Annotated in this window: 21 protein-coding genes; 8 read left to right on the top strand and 13 right to left on the bottom strand. The window is 47.1% G+C overall.

Features of this window, described 5'->3' with window-relative positions:
• Positions 1–2: 2 nt before the first annotated feature.
• Both truC and DET62_RS01925 read right to left on the bottom strand, forming a co-directional pair.
• Entirely contained in the window at positions 3–713 is a 711-nt protein-coding gene (gene truC / locus DET62_RS01930; RefSeq protein ID WP_110012537.1) for a tRNA pseudouridine(65) synthase TruC, read from the bottom strand.
• A gap of 2 nt (positions 714–715) precedes the next feature.
• Positions 716–1,060, bottom strand: a complete 345-nt coding sequence (locus tag DET62_RS01925; protein ID WP_011234101.1) for a YqcC family protein — start codon at positions 1,058–1,060, stop codon at positions 716–718.
• A 93-nt stretch (positions 1,061–1,153) separates the two neighbouring features.
• Here DET62_RS01925 and DET62_RS01920 point away from each other — a divergent pair, with 93 nt between their 5' ends.
• Positions 1,154–2,185 carry a DUF3549 family protein gene (locus tag DET62_RS01920; RefSeq protein ID WP_110012538.1) on the top strand — a complete coding sequence of 344 codons (1,032 nt, stop codon included), beginning with the start codon at positions 1,154–1,156 and terminating at the stop codon, positions 2,183–2,185.
• Entirely contained in the window at positions 2,185–2,496 is a 312-nt protein-coding gene (locus DET62_RS01915) for a DUF3301 domain-containing protein (RefSeq protein ID WP_110012539.1), read from the top strand. The genes DET62_RS01920 and DET62_RS01915 overlap by 1 nt, the downstream gene beginning before the upstream one ends.
• A 1-nt stretch (position 2,497) precedes the next feature.
• Here DET62_RS01915 and DET62_RS01910 read toward each other — a convergent pair whose 3' ends face one another.
• Together DET62_RS01910 and syd are read right to left on the bottom strand one after the other, a co-directional pair.
• Entirely contained in the window at positions 2,498–3,178 is a 681-nt protein-coding gene (locus DET62_RS01910; RefSeq protein WP_011234104.1) for a GNAT family N-acetyltransferase, read from the bottom strand.
• A gap of 97 nt (positions 3,179–3,275) precedes the next feature.
• Positions 3,276–3,827, bottom strand: a complete 552-nt coding sequence (syd, locus tag DET62_RS01905; RefSeq protein ID WP_110012540.1) for a SecY-interacting protein — start codon at positions 3,825–3,827, stop codon at positions 3,276–3,278.
• Between the two features lie 59 nt (positions 3,828–3,886).
• On the opposite strand from syd, the gene queF reads away from it, so the two are divergent.
• Positions 3,887–4,711: an NADPH-dependent 7-cyano-7-deazaguanine reductase QueF gene (gene queF / locus DET62_RS01900; protein WP_110012541.1), complete on the top strand. Its 825-nt coding sequence runs from the start codon at positions 3,887–3,889 to the stop codon at positions 4,709–4,711.
• A 6-nt stretch (positions 4,712–4,717) separates the two neighbouring features.
• On the opposite strand, the gene DET62_RS01895 is transcribed toward queF, so the two are convergent.
• A complete protein-coding gene (locus DET62_RS01895; RefSeq protein ID WP_110012542.1) occupies positions 4,718–6,523 on the bottom strand; it encodes a PDZ domain-containing protein in 1,806 nt (601 codons plus the stop codon).
• Positions 6,524–6,674: 151 nt separating this feature from the next.
• Here DET62_RS01895 and DET62_RS01890 point away from each other — a divergent pair, with 151 nt between their 5' ends.
• The 5 genes from DET62_RS01890 (at position 6,675) to DET62_RS01870 (ending at position 12,652) form a co-directional block, all read left to right on the top strand.
• The gene (locus tag DET62_RS01890; protein WP_110012543.1) at positions 6,675–8,198 is read left to right on the top strand and encodes a GGDEF domain-containing protein; all 1,524 of its coding nucleotides are present in this window, start codon (positions 6,675–6,677) and stop codon (positions 8,196–8,198) included.
• 74 nt (positions 8,199–8,272) lie between these two features.
• On the top strand, positions 8,273–9,628 hold the full coding sequence (gene ppnN / locus DET62_RS01885) for a nucleotide 5'-monophosphate nucleosidase PpnN (protein WP_034820396.1): 1,356 nt from the start codon (positions 8,273–8,275) through the stop codon (positions 9,626–9,628).
• A 7-nt stretch (positions 9,629–9,635) separates the two neighbouring features.
• Positions 9,636–10,022 carry a DUF3192 domain-containing protein gene (locus DET62_RS01880; protein WP_011234110.1) on the top strand — a complete coding sequence of 129 codons (387 nt, stop codon included), beginning with the start codon at positions 9,636–9,638 and terminating at the stop codon, positions 10,020–10,022.
• Complete coding sequence (locus DET62_RS01875) at positions 10,019–11,542, top strand: hypothetical protein (RefSeq protein WP_110012544.1); 1,524 nt, start codon at positions 10,019–10,021, stop codon at positions 11,540–11,542. The genes DET62_RS01880 and DET62_RS01875 overlap by 4 nt, the downstream gene beginning before the upstream one ends.
• A gap of 105 nt (positions 11,543–11,647) precedes the next feature.
• Positions 11,648–12,652, top strand: a complete 1,005-nt coding sequence (locus tag DET62_RS01870) for an isocitrate dehydrogenase (protein ID WP_011234112.1) — start codon at positions 11,648–11,650, stop codon at positions 12,650–12,652.
• A gap of 45 nt (positions 12,653–12,697) precedes the next feature.
• On the opposite strand, the gene rlmM is transcribed toward DET62_RS01870, so the two are convergent.
• The 8 genes from rlmM to DET62_RS01830 form a co-directional block, all read right to left on the bottom strand.
• Positions 12,698–13,807 (bottom strand): 23S rRNA (cytidine(2498)-2'-O)-methyltransferase RlmM, encoded by a 1,110-nt coding sequence (gene rlmM / locus DET62_RS01865; RefSeq protein WP_110012545.1) that lies wholly within the window; start codon positions 13,805–13,807, stop codon positions 12,698–12,700.
• The gene (locus DET62_RS01860) at positions 13,807–14,187 is read right to left on the bottom strand and encodes a DUF423 domain-containing protein (protein WP_110012546.1); all 381 of its coding nucleotides are present in this window, start codon (positions 14,185–14,187) and stop codon (positions 13,807–13,809) included. The genes rlmM and DET62_RS01860 overlap by 1 nt, the downstream gene beginning before the upstream one ends.
• On the bottom strand, positions 14,184–14,807 hold the full coding sequence (locus DET62_RS01855; protein WP_110012547.1) for an alpha/beta fold hydrolase: 624 nt from the start codon (positions 14,805–14,807) through the stop codon (positions 14,184–14,186). The genes DET62_RS01860 and DET62_RS01855 overlap by 4 nt, the downstream gene beginning before the upstream one ends.
• Entirely contained in the window at positions 14,807–15,706 is a 900-nt protein-coding gene (locus DET62_RS01850) for a transcriptional regulator GcvA (protein WP_011234116.1), read from the bottom strand. Before DET62_RS01850 ends, DET62_RS01855 begins: the two co-directional genes overlap by 1 nt.
• A 97-nt stretch (positions 15,707–15,803) precedes the next feature.
• The gene (locus DET62_RS01845; RefSeq protein WP_011234117.1) at positions 15,804–16,568 is read right to left on the bottom strand and encodes an SDR family oxidoreductase; all 765 of its coding nucleotides are present in this window, start codon (positions 16,566–16,568) and stop codon (positions 15,804–15,806) included.
• Positions 16,569–16,588: 20 nt separating this feature from the next.
• The gene (gene mmsB / locus DET62_RS01840) at positions 16,589–17,485 is read right to left on the bottom strand and encodes a 3-hydroxyisobutyrate dehydrogenase (protein ID WP_011234118.1); all 897 of its coding nucleotides are present in this window, start codon (positions 17,483–17,485) and stop codon (positions 16,589–16,591) included.
• 27 nt (positions 17,486–17,512) lie between these two features.
• Positions 17,513–18,634 (bottom strand): enoyl-CoA hydratase/isomerase family protein, encoded by a 1,122-nt coding sequence (locus DET62_RS01835; protein ID WP_110012548.1) that lies wholly within the window; start codon positions 18,632–18,634, stop codon positions 17,513–17,515.
• A 9-nt stretch (positions 18,635–18,643) separates the two neighbouring features.
• A complete protein-coding gene (locus tag DET62_RS01830) occupies positions 18,644–19,801 on the bottom strand; it encodes an acyl-CoA dehydrogenase family protein (RefSeq protein WP_110012549.1) in 1,158 nt (385 codons plus the stop codon).

Genomic DNA, 19,801 nt, shown 5'->3' with positions numbered 1-19,801 from the left:
TTTTACTTAAGAAATGGCTGGTGAAACTCATTCGGCAGTGGTATTTCCAAATTGATGGACTCGCCACTGACCGGATGTTTAAAGCTAAGTCCAGTCGCTGCCAGCAGTAAACGGTGACAATTAAAGTGCTCGCGAAAGAAGTTATTATGCCGTCCATCACCATGGTTAGTATCACCGACAATGGGATGCCGAATGTGTGCCATGTGTCGACGTAATTGATGCTTGCGCCCCGTTTCCGGTTGCATCTGAACCAGTGAATAACGTGTGGTGTCATGTTTTTTACTGACTTTATAAGGCAGTTCAATCTGCTTTAAACATTGATAATGCGTTACCGCAGGCTGCTTATCTTTATCCGGATCCGCGTCTTTATCAGCAAGCTTATCAAGTTCTTCTTTCAGTGCGTAATCAATAGTGCCCTTTTCTGGTACGTAACCTCTGACCACAGCGTGATATGTTTTGCTCACTTCGCGCGCGGTCAGTTGCTCTGTCATGGTACGGGCAACATCGCTATTTAAGCCAAAAATCAACAAACCGGATGTCGGGCGATCTAAACGATGAACAGGGTAAACGTGGCAACCCAGTTGATTCCGCAGCATTTGCATTGCAAACTCACGGGCACCGCTGGCTATACGGCTTCGATGAACCAATAAGCCACTGGGCTTATTAATAACGGCAAGGTGCTCATCCAGATAAACAAGTTCTAACTGACTCACCGTTAGACATCTTCCTGCAAAGGGTCTGTGCCACTGAGCAACACATCAAATTCACGTATCAGTGCAATAAGTTGTTCGTATTGTTCCAGCTCGCTGCGGTATATATGCGCAGCCATGGGGCTAACGGCAATCCCCTCAGGCAGAGGTCGCTTGCTATCCACTAACGCCCACATTCGGGGAAGCATAATAAACTGCAACCACTGATGAAACTCCAGCGTGTCGACAGCAAAAGGCTGCTGACTCTCTAACGCCTGCACCGGCGGGTGGTGAGACTGCCATAAGCCAAGACTGTTCAGTTCACGCTCTATTCTATCCAGCAATCGAGCGGCTTTCTGATACTGCTCCATATCAGACTCCGTTACCACATCATTGTATAAACCGATATAATGGCGCCATAGTGATTTAATACGCCTTAAAATTCAAGCAAAAAGGGAGCGCCTGTGTCAGCACCAACCATCACCACCTTGGGTGAGTTTTTGCAAGCCGGCCAAGCCGAATACAAAATTTTTGATATTGGCAGATGCCTGACGGAGCTGTCTCAAGAAGAGTTTGCAGCCATTGAGCAACAACAACGTCCGTACCCCTACCCCATTGCGCGGCAAGCTCAATTGGCAATACTGTTCCAGCATAAACAACATGACCAACAGCCTTTTATTTGGTTTTTGCAATTTCCGTTGGACGAGCGCGGTCTTTTAAATATAGCCGCACGTAATCAATACCTGGAGTATGTGGTCAATGCATTGGGCCATGAAATAACCGGAGAAATGACCGAAGAGCAGCAAAAACAGCTGCAACAAAACCCGTATTTATTAACGCCGAATGAGCAACAGCGCGCGGCTTTGCATGCCCGGGTTCAGCGCCAGCAAAAGTTGTCGCCGTCTATACATTTTGAAACGGCGGAAGCGTATTTAAGGCAGCCTGAAAGCGGCATAGACTGGCAACAAATGGGCTTGCAGGGGTTACATGACTGCGCTGCCCGGTTAGAGCAATTGCCGGAACTGAGCAAAGCCATAGCAACGCATTTCTCTCATTATCCGAGTGCGGTGCGCCAGCCGTTGGCGGTTGCGCTTGAGCAACAAAGCCTGACGCCACCGGTACGAGACGTTCTTCTGCAGAACCTCGAGAGCAGTAATGCTCAACTGTGCACTGACAGTTTGCGCGCGCTGGCCTCCGCTTCAGCTCATCCTCGGGTAAAAAAGGCAGTAAACAAGCTGGTTCCAAATGCCAATGCCGATCAGCTCGTTGTTATTGCTGCGCGTTTATGGCCGGTGCTTTGCGAAGAACCAAATTTGTTGCGCTACTTAGACGCCATAGCAGAGCTTGATAATTCACTGTTTGATGCCTTATTCCAGGATATTATTGCCCTGCCGGACATACGTCCGTTACTGTTATCTATTATTGCTCAACAAAAACAGTCTGCGGCGGTTAATGAAGCATTAAACCGATTAAAACAACAGACTCAGGGAAGCTGATGAATTTACTCGATGTCATTGTTTTACTGGCGCTGGCAACGGCAATATGGGTGTTTTGGCAACACCGCCAGCAGTCAGAAAGCGCACAAAAACATGCAGTATTTTACTGTAAGCAGCAGGGGCTTCAGTTTTTAGATATTCGTCGCGAGGACACGCGTTGGTCTTTTAAAGGCAGCCAGCCGGGCTGGCGTAGTACTTTTAAAATGGGCTTTAGTAGCGACGGCGAAACTCGTTATGAAGGCGACTTAACCCTTCATAACCAGCGTTTGGTAGGTGTTGAGTTACCGCCGTTTCGAATTCCCGCGGAATAATTTAATCAGGCTGCCGTTGGTAGAACAGAACTTCACCTGGCAGCTTTTCCACTTCTATCTGAGCTTGAATGCGATAGCCGCGCTTTTTAAAGAAAGCCTGATAATCCGAACGAGTCACGTAAACGGCTATCCCTTGTGATTCCGGGTCTTCCTCAAAAACCGCTTTGGCAGCTTCAACAAGTAAATGCCCCACTCCCTGCGACTGATACTGTGGTGCTACCGCAATAAATGCCAGCATATGGTAAGGCACATCAGGCATCGCTTCCTGAATTAAGCGTTCCTTTTCAAGTACCTGCTTAGTACTCAAAAAACCAGCCGTTAATAACATGCTTATTCGCCAATGCCAGAAACGTCCGGGACCAAAGCTTTTACCAGGACGGGTAAGACACGCGACACCTAATAGTGTGCCGCCATCTCTAATACCAATAATAGGCTGTCCGCTTTCCCAGAAAGCGTTTAAGTCTTCGCGGATAGCCGCCCGTAAACGCTTATCGTAATCAGGTTTGTCTGACCGGAAAATCTTTTGCAGTAATTCATCATCGTAATACGTCTGGAACAAAAGCGAGGCCGCTAATTTCAGATCTTCAGCAACAAGGTAAACCAGCTCGCCCTGAACATGCTCATTGCTGTTTTCACCTGCTTCATCAATTTCGTTTTCCGTTTTTTCTGTCAGACCCTGCATAATGAATAGCCAATTGTTAGTTTTTCATAACACCAACTTAACCATTTTTCGGAATTCTGTCGAGAGTCATTTATCCGCCATTCAGGCAAGACTCTCATCAAGAGTTTTTATCAGTCTCAACTTGAGGCTGACAATTATAAAGCCAGTCAGCCAATGAGTCAGACAGAACTTCGTGTTGTTCCTTACCTACCCATTCGAGTCCAACCGCACCACTTTGGTTATCTATGGTTACCAACAAGCCGTCATCCTCGCTACCTAAACCAATAAAGATCGTTTCAGGCTGTTTCAAACGACGCTTCATTAAAATGTGACCAGTAATATTCTCTAATAAACGTTCACCGTCTTCTGCACTCTGCGTCTGTAGTAAACTAATTGTGTGCCCCTGATAATCAAGCGCAAGGTCTCCTGCATACCAGCGGCCAAACAAAGTTTTAATACTCTGATGGAAACTCATTTCCAGAGCACTCTCAAGATCATCAAAGTTTAACGCTTCGGGTTGCCGGCACGGCGTCCACTCAACCGTATTCTCATCAATCACAGTTCCGTAAATTGGGCTATTCCACTCTTCTACATACTCGGTATAGCGCACAGGAACATTTTCCTGATAGCGTGTCATTAGTGCATCTATTGATTCTTCTAACGTCTTCATCTGGTACTTACACCTCAGAAAATTTACAATACGGCCATTGTACTTACGGAGCGACTTAAATGCCAAAGAAGGACGCACTAGACCATTTATCACTGGGTCAGCACACCGACTATCCGAATGAATATGATCCGAAGCAGCTGCAGCCAGTCCCCCGCTCACTGAATCGGGAACCTATAGGGCTTAAAGATAAGCTACCTTTTTCGGGTGTGGATTTATGGACCGGTTATGAAATCTCCTGGCTAAACTCAAACGGACTGCCACAGGTTGCGGTGGGGTATTTTGCAGTGCCAGCAGAAAGCCCTAACCTGGTCGAGTCCAAGTCGTTTAAGCTTTATTTAAACAGCTTCAATGACTCGCGTTTTGAGACCTGGGAGCAGGTGCAACAACTGATGGAAACCGATCTCTCAGCTTGTGCCGGCGCGCCGGTTAAAGTCAAGCTGAAACAGGTATCTGAGCTGGAAGGTGAATCTGTGGCGACTTTCCCGGGTCATTGCATAGATGATCAGAATATCAGTATTTCGCATTACGACTATCAGCCGTCACTGCTTGCTACAGAACAAAATGAAACAGAAGAAGAACTGCACAGTCATCTGTTAAAATCGAACTGCCTGATAACCAATCAACCCGATTGGGGTTCGGTTTACATTCATTATCAGGGGCCGAAGTTGGATCGCGCTGCGCTGCTGGCTTATCTGGTCTCATTCAGACGTCATAACGAATTCCACGAGCAATGCGTCGAGCGCATTTATCAGGACTTGAAAGCACTAGGAATAAAGAAGTTGACGGTTTATGCCCGTTACACACGTCGTGGCGGTCTGGACATAAACCCATTTCGTTCCGACTTCGAGCCAGCGCTGCAAATGCAACGCATGGCCCGACAATAACGGGTTTTAAGCGTTAGGGTGCGGAATTTGTAACCATTGCAGAAAACGAGCTTTCTGTTCAGCCGTAGGCTCGTCTAATGGTTCAATTTTCGCATCGGTTGCAGGGATTGGTTGCACCGTTAAGGTTTTCTTGTGCAACTGGTCGCGACGGAAGAATGTCACTTCAATTGAATCACCCGCTTTATATTCAGCAAAAGCTTCTTTAAAGCGACCATCAACTACGGTGTGTCCGTCGTAAGCAACAATGACGTCGCCCGGCGTAAAGCCCGCTTCCCAGGCGGGGCTGCCCTTACTAACCCGGGTCAATTCCATTCCTCCGCTGGCTTCACTGGCACTCCAGCCAGCCCAGACTTTCTCAGCTTCGGGTTCGCCCTCGTCTTCATCCTTGTCCTGATCATAAACCAGCTCTAAACCCACCTGCTCGAGCATACTCTCAAACGGAATATCTGCGGCCGGACTCTCAACATTTTCTTGCCACCAGTCCTGCCAGGACTCACCCGTTAAATCTTTCAAAATAGTTAGCACGTCGGCTGAGGTGAAGCCCTGCTCTTCGGCATCGAAGCGCTGATACAATTCATTATGCACGTCGCGATAGCTAACTTCCCCATCAGTTGTTTTCAACAATTCGCTGTCCAGCAGCCAGGAAACCAAAGCACCTTCCGAATAAATATTCACAGAATCGTTGTGCGCACGGTCTCCATATTGATCAATCCACGCCTCAAAAGAGGCCTCAGCCACTGACATAACCTCCCGGCCTGGTTTTGATCGATAACGGTCAATACTAGTTGCTACTCGTTCAAAATATTCAGACGGTTCCATAATGCCCGCCTGTAATAACAAATGGTTCTGGAAGTAGCTGGTTGAACCTTCCGCAATCCAGAATAAATCAGTGTAGTTTTCCTCTTGATAATCGTATGGAACCAGCCCGTCGGGACGATAAGCTTTCACGTTCCAGGTATGCACAAACTCGTGTGACGCTGTGGACATAAACGACAGGTAATCATCGCGACTGGCAAAGCTGTATCTGGGGCGCTGGATAATCGTCGAGTTTTTGTGCTCAGTCGCACCACCCGCGCCGGTTGTCGCGTGGATCATGAAAACATAACGCTCAAATGGGTAACTGCTCCAAATCGAATCACCGGTAGCCACCAGCTTGTGTAAGTCTTCGACCGTTTTTTCAGCGTCGTAGTTACCCTCTCCCCAGAATACGACTTCATAATCGCGATTATCCTGAGTGAATTCATAGTGTTTGTTAATGCCCGTTTCTATCGGCGAGTCAACTAAGACATCCCAGTTTGCGGCCGAGAACTGGTGCTCGCCTTCTCTCTCCATACCGGAGTAACTCTTCCACTCGCCCGGAACATCCAGAGAAACGGACACCGGCTCATCACGCCAGGCGTCTGCATACATAAATACAGCAGAGGCATCTAAGTAGGCATGAGTATCATCGATATGACGACTGCGACGCCCAAGTTGATTGGCGTAAATTTCGTAGTCAACGGTTACTTCACCGCTGTCTTCAGGTAAGTATACGCGCCAGGTGCTTTTATCGACCTTTTCCCAGCGAAGTTCTTCCCCGTTGCTCTGAGCATCAAAGTCACGAACGCCATTAGCGAGATTCAAAATGCGATAATAACCTGTTCTCCAGGCTGGCATTTTTACATCCAGAAACTTAGCGTCACTGGCCGGGAAGGTTATAGATACTTCGCCTTTGTGGTGCTCAGGTTGCGTTAAATCAATTTTATAATCGGTATTTGCCAATACAATGGAAGGTGCCAACATAACACCAACAGCTAATAAGCTCTTGCGCACAGTTTATCTCCGTTAGTTTCGCTTTATTTGTTAGTTAACTTGTTCAAAGACTACCACAATTCACCAATAGAAAATAAATTCAGATAGGTTAGACTTTATGGGATTATTTTTCGTATTATGCGTATTGACTTCAACATTTGGTAGGTGAGCATTGGCAATACCGGAAACACCGCAAGAGCAGGTTCAGCACCTTAGCAAGAAGCTGCGACAAAGCATCCAGTCGCGTAAGCAGATAGAAGACGATTATCTGCGCGATTCACAACGTTACTCTAACTTTGTGAACGACCTTTGTCTGGCATTAAATGGTGTTGATAGTGAGTTAGACGGTTTACTGCATAAATTACGCGGTCACCTGCAGCAAAATGCGTCCGCTGCGGTTCTAGAGCCCATGATGCAACAGGTGGGTGAGGTGATTTCTCAGCATACTGTTCGCATGCAAACTCTGCTGAAAGAAACCAACGAAAGTATCCAACTGGCATTACAGTCTATTAAGCCACGTGATAGCAGTGGCAGAAGCCAGCTGCAAAAAATAGCAAATGAATTCGAGCAACCAACAATGGCGGTTTCTCATTATTTGCCATTAGTAAACCAATTACTGGCACTTTCCTACCAGCAGCAAGGTACTCAGACAGAAACCCAAGTAGCTCAATATCAAAGTCAATTGCTTGATTTACTCAGCGAAGTCGAGTTTCTGGGAAATGCTGCTGACACCTTGCAGCAAGTAAAAGTAGCTTTACAAAAGCCGCAAACTAACGAAACCTTGTTAGCTATAACCTTGAAGGTTATGCGGCTGGTGTTTAACAACATCAACGATGAACGCCGCTCAGCACAACTATTTCTGCAACAATTAAATGCTTCTTTAGAGTCTGTTCAGAGTGTATTAGGTAAAACCATAAGTCATTCTGCGGACTTTGCCGACCAGCGACTGCACCTGAACCAACAACTAAAAAGTGGCGTCTCCGAGATAAAAGCTTGTGTCACTGACGCGTATGAACTGAACGATTTAAAAGAATCGGTAGGTTTGCAGCTACACCGTTTAGGTGAAACTTTAAATCAGCACCTAAAGTTGCATGACGAAGAACGTCAAAGTTTCCATAGCAACACACAGGCCATGGAGCAGAAACTCCGTGAAACCGAAGAGCAGGTTTTACATTACAAGCAGGAGCTGGCTAAACAAAAGTTCCGCAGCTTACAGGACAACCTGACCAAGCTGCCTAACCGCTCTGCTTTTGATGAGCGCTTAAACCTGGAATTCCAGCGTTGGGTCAACGATGAAACCCCGCTGAGTATAGCCATTATCGATGTTGATCATTTTAAGAATATTAATGATAGCTTCGGCCACATTGCCGGCGACAAGACCTTACAAGTTATCGCAGGTACTCTTAGCAAATCGTTACGAGAATCAGCTTTTGTTTGTCGCTATGGTGGCGAAGAGTTTGCTATCATATTCTGTTCTGATGGACAAAATGCCTATCAACATATCGAGAATACGCGGGAGAAAGTGGCTAATATCCCGTTTAAATTTAAAACCGACGATATACGCATTACTATTTCCGCGGGAATAGCCGAATTTAAATACAATGAAGATACACCGCTGGCGGTTTTTGAAAGAGCCGATAAGGCGCTCTATGAAGCAAAAAATAGCGGGCGCAACAAAGTCATCACAGCAAAATAGAAACCAACGCTGAGGATCACCGCCGGCACAAGGATGACGCCGAGTCATCGTTATTACAGGAGTATGGAAAAATAATGAGAGCAAGCATTTCTCCAAGAGGCACTATGTCTCTTTTGTCACAACTGGAAATAGAACGTTTAAAGCAATCCTCAAACAGCCAACTTTATAAATTATTTCGCAACTGCTGTCTCGCGGTTCTAAATGCCGGAAGTAATACCGACAGCAGCGCTGAAATTTACGATAAGTATAAAGATTTCGCCGTTAATATTATCCGCAAAGAGCGCGGTATTAAAATTGAGTTGATTGAACCGCCGGCGGAAGCTTTTGTTGATGGCGAACTCATTGTCGGTATTCGTGAGTTACTGGAATCTGTATTGCGCGATATTCTCTTTACCGGAGAGCGCTACTCAGAAGAGGAACTGAAAGACGCCGACAGCGCTACCCTAACCCACGTGGTGTTCGATATTTTACGCAACGCCCGTACTATTCAGGCCATGCAAGAGCCCGATATGGTTGTTTGCTGGGGTGGTCACTCGATTAACGAAGCTGAGTATAAATACACTAAAGAAGTGGGTTATCAGTTGGGTTTGCGTGGCTTAAATATCTGTACCGGGTGTGGTCCGGGAGCCATGAAAGGCCCTATGAAAGGCGCGACCATTGGTCATGCTAAACAGCGTATTAGTGGTGGTCGTTACCTGGGCCTTACTGAGCCTGGCATTATCGCTGCCGAGCCACCTAATCCTATCGTTAACGAACTGGTTATTTTGCCCGATATTGAAAAACGTCTGGAAGCTTTTGTTCGCTGTGCGCACGGCATCGTTATTTTCCCAGGTGGCGCGGGTACGGCTGAAGAACTGCTGTATCTTCTTGGCATACTGATGCACCCGAAAAACCAACAACAAAGCTTACCAGTTATATTGACGGGCCCTGAAGCGTCTAAAGATTACTTTGATGCGCTGGATACCTTTATTGTCGAAACTCTGGGTGAAGAGGCTCGCGGCTTTTACCGTATTATTATTGCTGATCCATCAGGTGTTGCGCAGCACATGCACGCAGGCATGGCAGCCGTAAAACAATACCGCCGTGATTCTGGTGACGCTTACTACTTTAACTGGACCTTGTTTATTGATGAAAACTTCCAACGCCCGTTCTACCCGACTCACGAAAATGTGGCGTCACTGAACCTGCACCCGGAACAGCCTAAAGAAGAGTTAGCAGCGGACTTACGCCGCGCATTCTCAGCTATTGTTGCCGGCAATGTGAAAGATGGTGGCATTCGCCAAATTAGAGAAAAAGGCGTATTTACCATTCACGGTGAAAAAGAGTTAATGAAACGACTGGACGTATTGTTAAGAGCATTCGTCGAACAAGGGCGTATGAAATTACCAGGTTCGGTGTATCATCCTTGTTATAAGGTTGTTACTGACTGAAGGATTTATGAAAAATAAAGTCTTTGTCATACTCGCCATTGGCGCTGTTTCTTATCTAGCTATAGTAGGAGCAGTGCTGATGCTTTATCAGGCTGATCCTGCTGATTTACAGTGGCAGGAACGAGAGACCTACAACGCCAGACAAATTGGTCAATTTGATCTGGGTATGTCAAAAGACAGTGTTATTCGAGTTTTAGGCTCACCAGACATAACTGAAGCGAAAGCGTCATCTGAAGGTGACATGCAAGTTCTGTTTTATCGAACTCATCACGTGACTTCTGACGGAATCACGACTAAAGATGAATGTACCCCTTTGGTTTTTCGCGATAATAAGCTTATCGCCTGGGGTAACGACTCTTATCGTGACTATCAGAATTATCAGAGGCGAGAATGAGAGAACTGACCGAGTGTTGTGAAAAAGCGGCAAGTTTACTGAAACAACACGACGTTCGTCAGCTTTATCGTCTGGTTCAGTTTATTGATGAAGAGTATCAACAAAACCGCTGGCCTGAACTGCTTCCCCTTTACGCTCAGCAACATGCTCAGGACAATAATCAGCTAATAAGTGAGTTACTCGCGGTTTGTGTAAACGCGCTGCATTGCGGTTACCAATGGTCTTTGCACTCACATTATCGCCGAATTCTGGCCGCCGCTTGCGTCAGTGAGAAACTCAACCCAGACCCCAACTACTGGAAGCAACTTCATTTAAGACAGCCGCTGTGGCTGTCTGCTTTAGAGTCTTTAACACTAAAATCCGCTGATATTCTCTTTTTTCGCTACTGGGTTAACGCCTTAACTCAGGTTCAGCTCCAACGTAGTAAGCCCACACAGACATTTTTTCCCTTATTGAATGGCGAATTCCGCTACCGCTTCTGGGCGCTGTTAAATAAGCAGGATACGCTTCCTGTAAGACTCACGGGTCAAAAGTTTTCACATCACAAAAACCAGCAGACCGCGGTACTTTTAGGTTATGAAGGAAAGCACCAAGTTCTGGCTCTATTACATAAACTGGATAGCCCGTTTTATGTCAGCCCGGACGAAACACAAAATTGGCAAGTTAACGACAAGCCTCTGACACAGGAACAAATGAGCGCACTGGCTCAGCATCGGTTGCTAAAACAAGAGCAAACAAGCACAACACAACAAACGCCCAGACAACTGTTACGGGCAATAAACCGTTACGCCAATGCCAGTGGCGCCTTAAACGCAGTAATTCAGCAAATTAACCAATTGCCTTTTTTAGCCAGCAGTCTTCATGCCGCCGTGCATCAGAGCGAACGCATTGGCTACAGCGAAGCCAGCCGTATGGACTTGAAACAGTCTTATTTATGGCTAGGCTCTAAACGAGCTTCAGTTATTCTTGCGACCGCTTTTTTACAACACCAATTTTCATTAAATACAATTCCTCTGCATAACGCATTGATGCAAAAGCTCGGCTTACTGACCACAACGCTACAGCACTTATCGGCGGAAACCGGCGTTAGCCTGCCAACCCCGGCTCCGCTACTTGCCCTACTCTCAGGCTCTGATCTTTTTCGTCACCCAGAGCTGATTAAATCAGCGAAGTGGCCCCGTCCGCGAGAAATAGAACACTGCTATAGCACAAGTTGGGTTGGCTCTGCACTGGATATCAGTGACTTTCGCCGCAGTCGACAATTAGTTAAGCGCTGGCAATTGCCTCCGGCTACCGAAAATTTATTAAACCCTGATAAAGCCGAGACCAGCAAATTAAGTGCACTATTTTTCTTAGCCCACTATTTAACGCTAAGCACTTATTATCCAGAAGTGTCGTTAAGCAGTTCAGTAAAATCGATGCTAAAGTCTTATTGTCAGCAACTGCAAATAAACAGTGAGCAACTGACCCGAATTAAAGCTAAATCGGCTTTTGAAAGTCACTGTTACTCACCGTTATAACCTACATTCACTGGCTGAATAATGCTTTGCTAGTCAGTATTAGCGCGGCAATGGTAGAATTACCGTTCCTGTTTTTGTTGTAACACGGTTTAAAGGAATCAATTCATGAGTAGAACTATCACAGTTATTCCAGGTGACGGCATCGGCCCGGATATTGTCGAGTCTGCAACAGCCATTCTTGATAAAGCAGGTTGTGACTTTGAATATGAATACGTCGACGCTGGTCTGACTGCTTTGGAAAAAACCGGAGAGTTATTACCTCAAAATACTCTTGATGCGATTGAACGTAACGGTGTTACATTAAAAGGTCCACTGACTACTCCGGTTGGCGAAGGCTTCACCTCTATTAATGTCAGCCTGCGTAAACACTTTTCGCTATATGCTAACGTACGCCCTGTTTTGTCTTTTACCGGCACCCAAGCGCGCTACGAAAACATTGATATTATTACCATTCGTGAAAATACCGAAGGTATGTATTCCGGCTTAGGCCAAAAAGTGTCTGAAGATGGTAATGAAGCAGAAGCAGTCAGCAAAATTACCCGTGAAGGCGCTGAGCGGATTGTCCGTTTCGCCTATGAAACCGCACGTCGCGAAGGCCGTAAGAAAGTCACCGCAGTGCATAAAGCCAATATTCTGAAGTCCACTTCTGGTCTATTCTTAAAAGTAGCGCGTGAAATTGCGGAAGAGTATCCGGACATTGAATCAACAGAAATGATTGTTGATGCGGCCTGCATGCGCTTAGTTATGAACCCTGAAGAGTTTGACGTTATTGTTACCACCAACCTGTTTGGCGATATTCTGTCAGACCTGTGCGCAGGTTTGGTCGGCGGCTTAGGTATGGCACCCGGCGCTAACATTGGTAAAGACTGCGCCATTTTCGAAGCTGTACACGGCTCAGCCCCGGATATTGCCGGTAAAAACCTGGCAAACCCAACCTCAGTTATCTTAGCGTCAATTCAGATGCTGGAATACTTGGGCATGCAAGAGCAAGCCGAAAAAATCACCAAAGCACTAGAAGACGTGATTTCCAGTGGTGACCGTACCACTCGTGATTTAGGCGGTTCGCACGGTACCACTGATTTTACTCAGGCAGTTATTGAGCGTCTTTAAGGCGAAAGGCATAGCCATGAATGAACTCAGGCTATGCCATTAAAGCTAGCTGCGGGGCAGCCAGCGCAAGTGTACGGTAATTTCTTCACGGTCGTGGTAAAGGTGCTTGGCCTGAATTTCAAACGGCTTAGTCCCCTCGGTTTGTAGTTGTTCTTTAATCTGATCCAGGTAGCCTTTAACTGCGGCATAGCGCTGACGCATTGGTAACTTAAGGTTAAAGATGGCTTCTTCACAGTCACCTTCGAGTAACCAACTGGTCATCAGCTCGCCGACACGTGCGGGTTTTTCAACCATATCGCACACCAGCCAGGTAACATTTTTGCGTTTCGGACGAAATTTAAAGCCGTCTTCCTGAATGTGCTTAACCTGCCCGGTTTCCATTAAGGACTCAGCCATCGGGCCGTTATCAACCGCTTGCACCATCATACCGCGGCGAACCAGCTGATAAGTCCAGCCTCCCGGCGCTGCACCAAGATCTACCGCCTTCATGCCCGAGTGAACACGTTTTTCATGTTCGTTTTCAGGTACAAATACCTGAAAGGCTTCATCCAGTTTTAACGTTGAACGGCTTGGTGCCTCTTTTGGCATACGCAAACGCACAATACCACCGTTGTGTAAGGTTTGGTTATAGCTGTATGAATAGCCCACCAAGGCATGCGCCGGGTTGACGAATAACACATGCAGCATCGGTCGTTTAGCTAGCGGTTTATTACTTAAAAGCTCTTCTTTACGCAACGCCTGACGCAGCGGCACGCTAAACTTACGGCAGAATTTGGATAGCTGATTAGCTTCATTAGTATCTGGAGTTCCCACCCGTAACTCACCGGCTAAACCGAAGGTTTCCTGGTGAGGTTTTAATACCTTTATGACTTCGCTGGCACGGTCTTCAATACCAGCCACTTTAACAGGCCCCAGTAAGGCAAACATTTCGCGCGCAAAGACCAGGTCTTTCAGCGTCAGTTTACGGGCAATATGCTCTGCTTCTTCGTGCTGACAATGATAGGTAACGTAAGCTTGCTCGGGTTGTGTCTGGCAATAACCATAAACACCCAGTTCCGCGGTTTTATCCTGAATTTCGGCCGCGCAATCACCTTCGAACCCAGCACGACACAGCAATACAATGCCACTACCTCTGCCGTTAACAATCTCACTCATTAACTACCTGCTCCTAACTTTATTGCGCCAACTAATAAACTGACCCAGCCAGCAATAAATAATAACCCGCCAATAGGCGTTATAGGCCCAAACCATTTAACACCGGTAAGTGCTAAGGCATACAAACTGCCGGAAAATAAAACCACGCCAGCCAGCCACAAATAACCACTGGCAACAAACCAGACCGACTGTGACTGCTTTAACCAAAGCGCTAAAGCAAACAGTGCCAACGCGTGATAAAATTGATAAGTGACTCCGGTCTCAAAAGCGCTCAGCAAACTCTCGCTTAATTTCGATTTTAAACCGTGCGAAGCAAAAGCGCCCAACATAACGCCGGTACCGCCTAAAATGGCGGCCACAATTAAAAATATTTGACTCATTGAATAAACTCCTTAATGGCATCTGCGGCCTGTTGCCAAAGCTTAGGCGTATTCTCCGCTTTAGCTTTTGTGGCGGCAAAACCGTGATCGGCCCCCTCTAGCCACTGCAACTGCCAGTTATGCGGCAACTCCACGCTTTGCCCCTGCTCCGCTCTTTTTAAAAGCGGTTTACTGAACGGGTCCCGTGTTCCCTGCAAAACAAGACCGGGCGCCTGCGTCATTTCTAATTCTTCATGACGTGACTTCTCTGGTTTTTGCGGCGGATGGAACGGAAAGCCCAAAGCAATTACTGCTTTCGCGCCGTATTTATCGGCTAAACGCAACATCACCCGGCTTCCTAATGACTTACCCATCAAAACTAACGGCTTATTATCTTGCTGTAATTCGATCAGCAGTTCATCAGTCGCATCAACCAATGCCTGCATTTTATTCGGCGGCCGTGGCTTACCGGTTTCTCGAACCTTTTCCCAATACGGAAAGTCCGGACGGACAAGCTCTGCGCCAAGCGCTATGCCCTGCTCCGCAAAGAAATCCATAAAAGCTGTGTCGGGACCGCCTCCTGAACCGTGCAAAAACACGATGCGGAAGGCTCCTTCCGGGTTCTGTTGTTGATAACGCATTATTGGTTAAACTCTTGCTCTTCTTTTTGAACCAAGTTTAGCAACCACTGACGGAAGGTCGCGATTTTACCTATCTCCGCCTGATTGTCACGACAAACCAGATAAAAGGCTTTATTCCGCTGCAAAGCCTGAGGAAAAATACGAACCAGGTGTCCGCTGTCAATTTCGGATTTAACCAGCACATTATTCGCTAATGCAATGCCCTGTCCGTGAACCGCCGCCTGCAAAGCCAAACTGGAATGGCTGAATACCGGTCCGTTATCGCCTTTATATTGGGGCAACCCTACCAACTGAAACCAGTCCTTCCAGGCATTTCGGGTTTCATCATGCAGCAGCGTTTGTTTGAATAAATCTATCGGCTCTTTGATATTCGCTTTGTTCAGTAACAACGGCGAACAAACCGGCCATAAGTATTCTTCATGCAATTGGTATGCTTTTACCCCGGGCCAACGCCCGTCGCCATAATAAATAGCAACGTCCACGTCGTCGGTTAACGAACCACTAATTTCATCCACGGCTTTAATTCGTATATCCATATCCGGGTGTTCTTCGCGAAAACTACTGAGCCGGGGAACAAACCATAAAATAGCGAAACTGGGCGGAACCGACACAGTCAAAGCCCCACGCTCAGATACTAGCCGAAGTTTATCGGTAGCCTGCGCCAGTTGCTCAAAAATATCCCGTAATTCTAAGTAGTATTCCTGCCCTTCTTCGGTCAGCAACAGCGAGCGGTTACGCCGGATAAAAAGCTTAAGTTCAAGGAAGTCTTCTAACGCTTTTACCTGATGACTGACGGCCGCCTGGGTCACAAACAACTCTTCGGCTGCTTTGGTAAAACTGAGGTGACGCGCTGCCACTTCAAATGATTTAAGCGCGTTTAAGGGAGGTAATTTCCGCATGCTATTAACTAAAAAGCGTCTCTGTTTAGTAGATAACCACCACTATAACAGAGACGCCCTTTGTTCGGCTATTTATCATTACTTTATCTAATGTGACTTACAACCGAACGCCGCCGTCAATTTCGACCACACGGCCGCTGAAGAAGTCATTTTCAATAATGTAGCGCGCACTGTGGGCAATTTCATTGGGCTGGCCCCAGCGTTTTAGCGGAACCATAGACAACGCGCGATCAACCGCTTCAGGTTTCATCTGTGCCGTCATTGGAGTTTCAATAAAGCCCGGCGCAATGGCACCGCAGCGAATGCCGTAACGACCCAATTCACGAGCCCAGGTGACTGTCATGGCAACCACACCAGCTTTGGTTGCGGAATAGTTTGTCTGTCCCATGTTGCCAGCACGCGCTACGCTGGAAATATTGATGATAACGCCTTTCTTACCGGCTTTTACCATCTGTGCCGCGGCTTCACGGCCGCATAAGAAGGTACCGGTGAGATTCACATCCAGTACCGACTGGAACTGTTGTAAAGGCATTTTCTGTTTCAGTTCGCCGTCTTTGAATTTGATCAGCAAGCCGTCACGCAATAGGCCTGCGTTGTTCACCAGCACATCAATGCCATCAAACTCTTGCTGAATTTGCTCAAATACGGTTTCTACCGACTCTTCGTCGGTGATATCAACTTCATAACCAACCACTTTGGCTGCGCCCAGCTTTTCGCATTGCTCCTGAGCTTCACCTAATACGTCGCCGTTAATATCAATAAGCGCAAGTTTGGCACCTTGTCTGGCGAAATCTTCAGCCATCGCAAGGCCCAGCCCCTGAGCACCACCGGTAATAACAATGACACTGTCTTTAATTTGCATGTGTTTCCCCAATTCTTAGGTTACTTCTGTGACTTAGGTGCCACATAATTAAAAATACTGGAAAAGTCCTGGCGACCATGGCCTTGCTCAGACCAGCTGTGGTAAAGGTTGCGAGTCAGTGATCCCATAGGCGTTGCGGCACCGCTTTCTAATGCGGTTTGTTGCGCCAGACCTAAATCTTTAGCCATTAAGTCAACCAGAAAGCCGCCTTGGTAGTCGTTACTTGAAGGCACGTTGTCCATTACCCCTGGGCATGGATTATATACCTGTAATGTCCAATTACTACCCGAGCTTGCCAGCATAATTTCCGATAAAACTTTCGGGTCCAACCCGTTAGCCTTACCTAATTGCAGAGCTTCAGAAGTACCCACCATTAATACTGACAACAACATGTTATTACAGATTTTTGCAATCTGTCCGGCACCGACATCACCGGCGCGGAAAACATTTTTGCCCATGTCGTTAAGCACGCTACGAGCCCGGTCAACGTTAGTTTCTGTACCACCGCAAATAAAGGTTAAGGTACCCGCTTTCGCGCCACCAACACCGCCAGAAACAGGAGCGTCGATAAAGGCAATACCAGCTTTCTCTAACTGTTCACCCACATACATAGCGGTTTCAGAAGAAATGGTACTGCAATCAATAACGAGCTGATCTTTATTCAGCTTGTTGATTAGGCCGTCGTCACCAAGGTAAACGCCTTTTACGTGACGGTCTGCAGGCAGCATAGACACCACAAATTCAGCTCCGTCGATGGCTTCAGCTGCTGTTTTCGCAGCCTGTGCACCGTCAGCAACTATCGCTTTAAGTGCTTCTTCCGATAAGTCAAAAGCCTTAACCTTGTGGCCGGCTTTTGCCAGATTGCTGGCCATTGGGCCACCCATGTTACCCAGTCCAATAAATCCTACGGTTGCCATAAAGGCACTCCTTCTTGTTAATTCGTTTTATTTATCAAGATCGGCTAATGGATGCGTTCGCTCGCCCCAGGGCGGTAAAAAGAATGCATCAATCTCTTCCGCTGGTACTTCGGCTACCGAGCTATGCTGCCATTGTGGATTCTTATCTTTATCAATCAGCAGTGCCCGAATACCTTCCGCAAAGTCACCACGAACTGCACAGTTACAGGACAAGGTTAGCTCTAAACGGAAACAGTCAGCCAAAGACAAGTCAGAGCCTTGCTGCAACTGGTTCCAGACCAGGTGCGATGTAAACGGACAACCATTGGCCAGGTTCTTACGCGCCCGCGCCAGCCATTTATCATCAGTTTCGTCATTGACAATACGTTCAACAATTTCACCGATATCATTGCCCGTTGTCAGCTCTGTTATTAGCTTCTGATGCGGTTCTACCTGAGGCGTGGGTAATGCCGTTGGGTCACTACTTGCCACGTCACTCAGTAAGTCCGTCACTTTTTGTTTGTTCAGAGCCTCGGTATTGCCCCATTGAACTTCTTTCAGCTTATTCAGAATGCTTTCTTTGCTCTCATGCCCAACAAAGTGATCGGCCAGGTTCAGATACAGTGCATCGTTCGCATTCATCGTTGCGCCGGTAATACCTAAGAACAAACCGCAACCTCGTGGCATGCGATTAAGGAAGTAGGTCGCACCAACATCCGGGTACAAACCAATAGTCACTTCTGGCATAGCCAGTAACGAACGTTCGGTCACAATACGGTGGCTGGCGCCATTCATTAGCCCCATACCGCCGCCCATCACAATGCCGTCACCCCAGCAAATAAGAGGTTTAGGGAAGGTCTGAATAAAGTAGTCCAGTTGATATTCCTGGGTGAAGAAGTTTTCGACTTCTTCCACTAATTTGCCCGGCTCTGCCTGCATGGCTTTATACATAGCCACAATGTCACCACCGGCACAGAATGCTTTTTCACCGGCACCCTGTAACCAGACACAAGCAACTTTGTCATCTTCTGCCCATTTTTTCAGCTGCGGTAACAGCTTTTCAGCCATTGCCAGGCTTAGGGCATTCAATGATTTCTCGGAATTTAACGTAGCAACGCCGATGACTTTGTCACCGGCGTTCAGTTCTTCAAAAAGTACAACGTCTTGCATGGAATCTCCTTACAAGATTTCGCGATCGTTATCAGCCAGAATGCGACGTCCAATAATCATGCGCATAACTTCGTTTGTGCCTTCCAGGATCTGGTGCACACGAACATCACGCACATGGCGCTCTAACGGATACTCTTTAATGTAGCCATAACCACCGTGCAGCTGCAGTGCGTCGTTACACACTTTAAAACCAACATCGGTCGCAAACTGTTTTGCCATAGCACAATAGGTAGTTTTATCAGCATCGTTGTTATCGACTTTACTGGCTGCCAGACGCACCATTTGACGGGCTGCAACCAGCTCAGTCGCCATATCGGCTAACTTAAACTGTAGCGCCTGAAAAGCCGCGAGGGGCTTACCAAATTGCGTACGTTCCTGCATATAAGCTTTGGCAGTATTTAACGCCGCTTGCGCTGTACCCACAGAACACACCGCAATGTTAATGCGTCCGCCGTCTAAGCCCATCATGGCAAACTTAAAGCCTTCGCCTTCTTTACCCAGCAGGTTTTCTGCCGGAATGCGAACGTCTTCAAAGGTCACTAAGCGGGTTGGCTGGGCGTTCCAGCCCATTTTATCTTCGGCTTTACCGTAAATAACTCCTTTGGCGTCCGCCGGTACAGCAAAGGCAGAAATGCCTTTAGGTCCGTCTTCGCCAGTACGAGCCATAACCACTAAAACGTCAGTTTCACCGGCACCGGAGATGAACATTTTAGAGCCATTTAAGACGTACTCGTCGCCGTCTTTTTTCGCACTGGTACGCAAGCTGGCAGCGTCTGAACCAGAGCCTGGTTCAGTCAAGCAGTAAGAGCCAAGCTTCTCACCGGTAACCAACTCGGGCACCCACTGGTCAATCACTGACTGTTGGCCGAAAGAACCAATCATCCAGGTGACCATGTTATGAATGGTCATCATGGCCGTGGTTGCGGTACAACCACCTGCCAGTTGCTCAAAAATAAGCGCTGAGTCCAGACGGCTCATACCGAAGCCGCCTGCCTCTTCCGGCGTGTACATGCCCATAAAGCCCATTTCACCAGCTTTACGGAACACTTCAACGGGGAAATAATGCTCTTCGTCCCACTTAGCCGCATTAGGCGCCAGCTCTTTGTCGGCAAAAGCTTTGGCTGTATCCACAAAGGCTTGCTGGTCTTCTGTCAATTCGAAATTCAT

The organism is Idiomarina sp. H2, from assembly GCF_004364275.1.
Taxonomy (GTDB): Bacteria; Pseudomonadota; Gammaproteobacteria; order Enterobacterales; family Alteromonadaceae; genus Idiomarina; species Idiomarina loihiensis.
The sequence above is the reverse complement of the archived record's forward strand: the minus strand, read 5'-3'. Positions and strand labels throughout refer to the sequence as shown.

Bases quoted from the DNA above. Each gene is read 5' to 3' on its own strand.
- DET62_RS01850 (WP_011234116.1), bottom strand. From the start codon at position 15,706: ATGCGGAAATTACCTCCCTTAAACGCGCTTAAATCATTTGAAGTGGCA.
- DET62_RS01875 (WP_110012544.1), top strand. From the start codon at position 10,019: ATGAGAGAACTGACCGAGTGTTGTGAAAAAGCGGCAAGTTTACTGAAA.
- mmsB (WP_011234118.1), bottom strand. From the start codon at position 17,485: ATGGCAACCGTAGGATTTATTGGACTGGGTAACATGGGTGGCCCAATG.
- queF (WP_110012541.1), top strand. From the start codon at position 3,887: ATGCCAAAGAAGGACGCACTAGACCATTTATCACTGGGTCAGCACACC.
- DET62_RS01855 (WP_110012547.1), bottom strand. From the start codon at position 14,807: ATGCGTTATCAACAACAGAACCCGGAAGGAGCCTTCCGCATCGTGTTT.
- DET62_RS01845 (WP_011234117.1), bottom strand. From the start codon at position 16,568: ATGCAAATTAAAGACAGTGTCATTGTTATTACCGGTGGTGCTCAGGGG.
- DET62_RS01830 (WP_110012549.1), bottom strand. From the start codon at position 19,801: ATGAATTTCGAATTGACAGAAGACCAGCAAGCCTTTGTGGATACAGCC.
- DET62_RS01925 (WP_011234101.1), bottom strand. From the start codon at position 1,060: ATGGAGCAGTATCAGAAAGCCGCTCGATTGCTGGATAGAATAGAGCGT.
- DET62_RS01870 (WP_011234112.1), top strand. From the start codon at position 11,648: ATGAGTAGAACTATCACAGTTATTCCAGGTGACGGCATCGGCCCGGAT.
- DET62_RS01910 (WP_011234104.1), bottom strand. From the start codon at position 3,178: ATGCAGGGTCTGACAGAAAAAACGGAAAACGAAATTGATGAAGCAGGT.
- rlmM (WP_110012545.1), bottom strand. From the start codon at position 13,807: ATGAGTGAGATTGTTAACGGCAGAGGTAGTGGCATTGTATTGCTGTGT.
- DET62_RS01860 (WP_110012546.1), bottom strand. From the start codon at position 14,187: ATGAGTCAAATATTTTTAATTGTGGCCGCCATTTTAGGCGGTACCGGC.
- DET62_RS01835 (WP_110012548.1), bottom strand. From the start codon at position 18,634: ATGCAAGACGTTGTACTTTTTGAAGAACTGAACGCCGGTGACAAAGTC.
- syd (WP_110012540.1), bottom strand. From the start codon at position 3,827: ATGAAGACGTTAGAAGAATCAATAGATGCACTAATGACACGCTATCAG.
- DET62_RS01880 (WP_011234110.1), top strand. From the start codon at position 9,636: ATGAAAAATAAAGTCTTTGTCATACTCGCCATTGGCGCTGTTTCTTAT.
- DET62_RS01915 (WP_110012539.1), top strand. From the start codon at position 2,185: ATGAATTTACTCGATGTCATTGTTTTACTGGCGCTGGCAACGGCAATA.
- ppnN (WP_034820396.1), top strand. From the start codon at position 8,273: ATGAGAGCAAGCATTTCTCCAAGAGGCACTATGTCTCTTTTGTCACAA.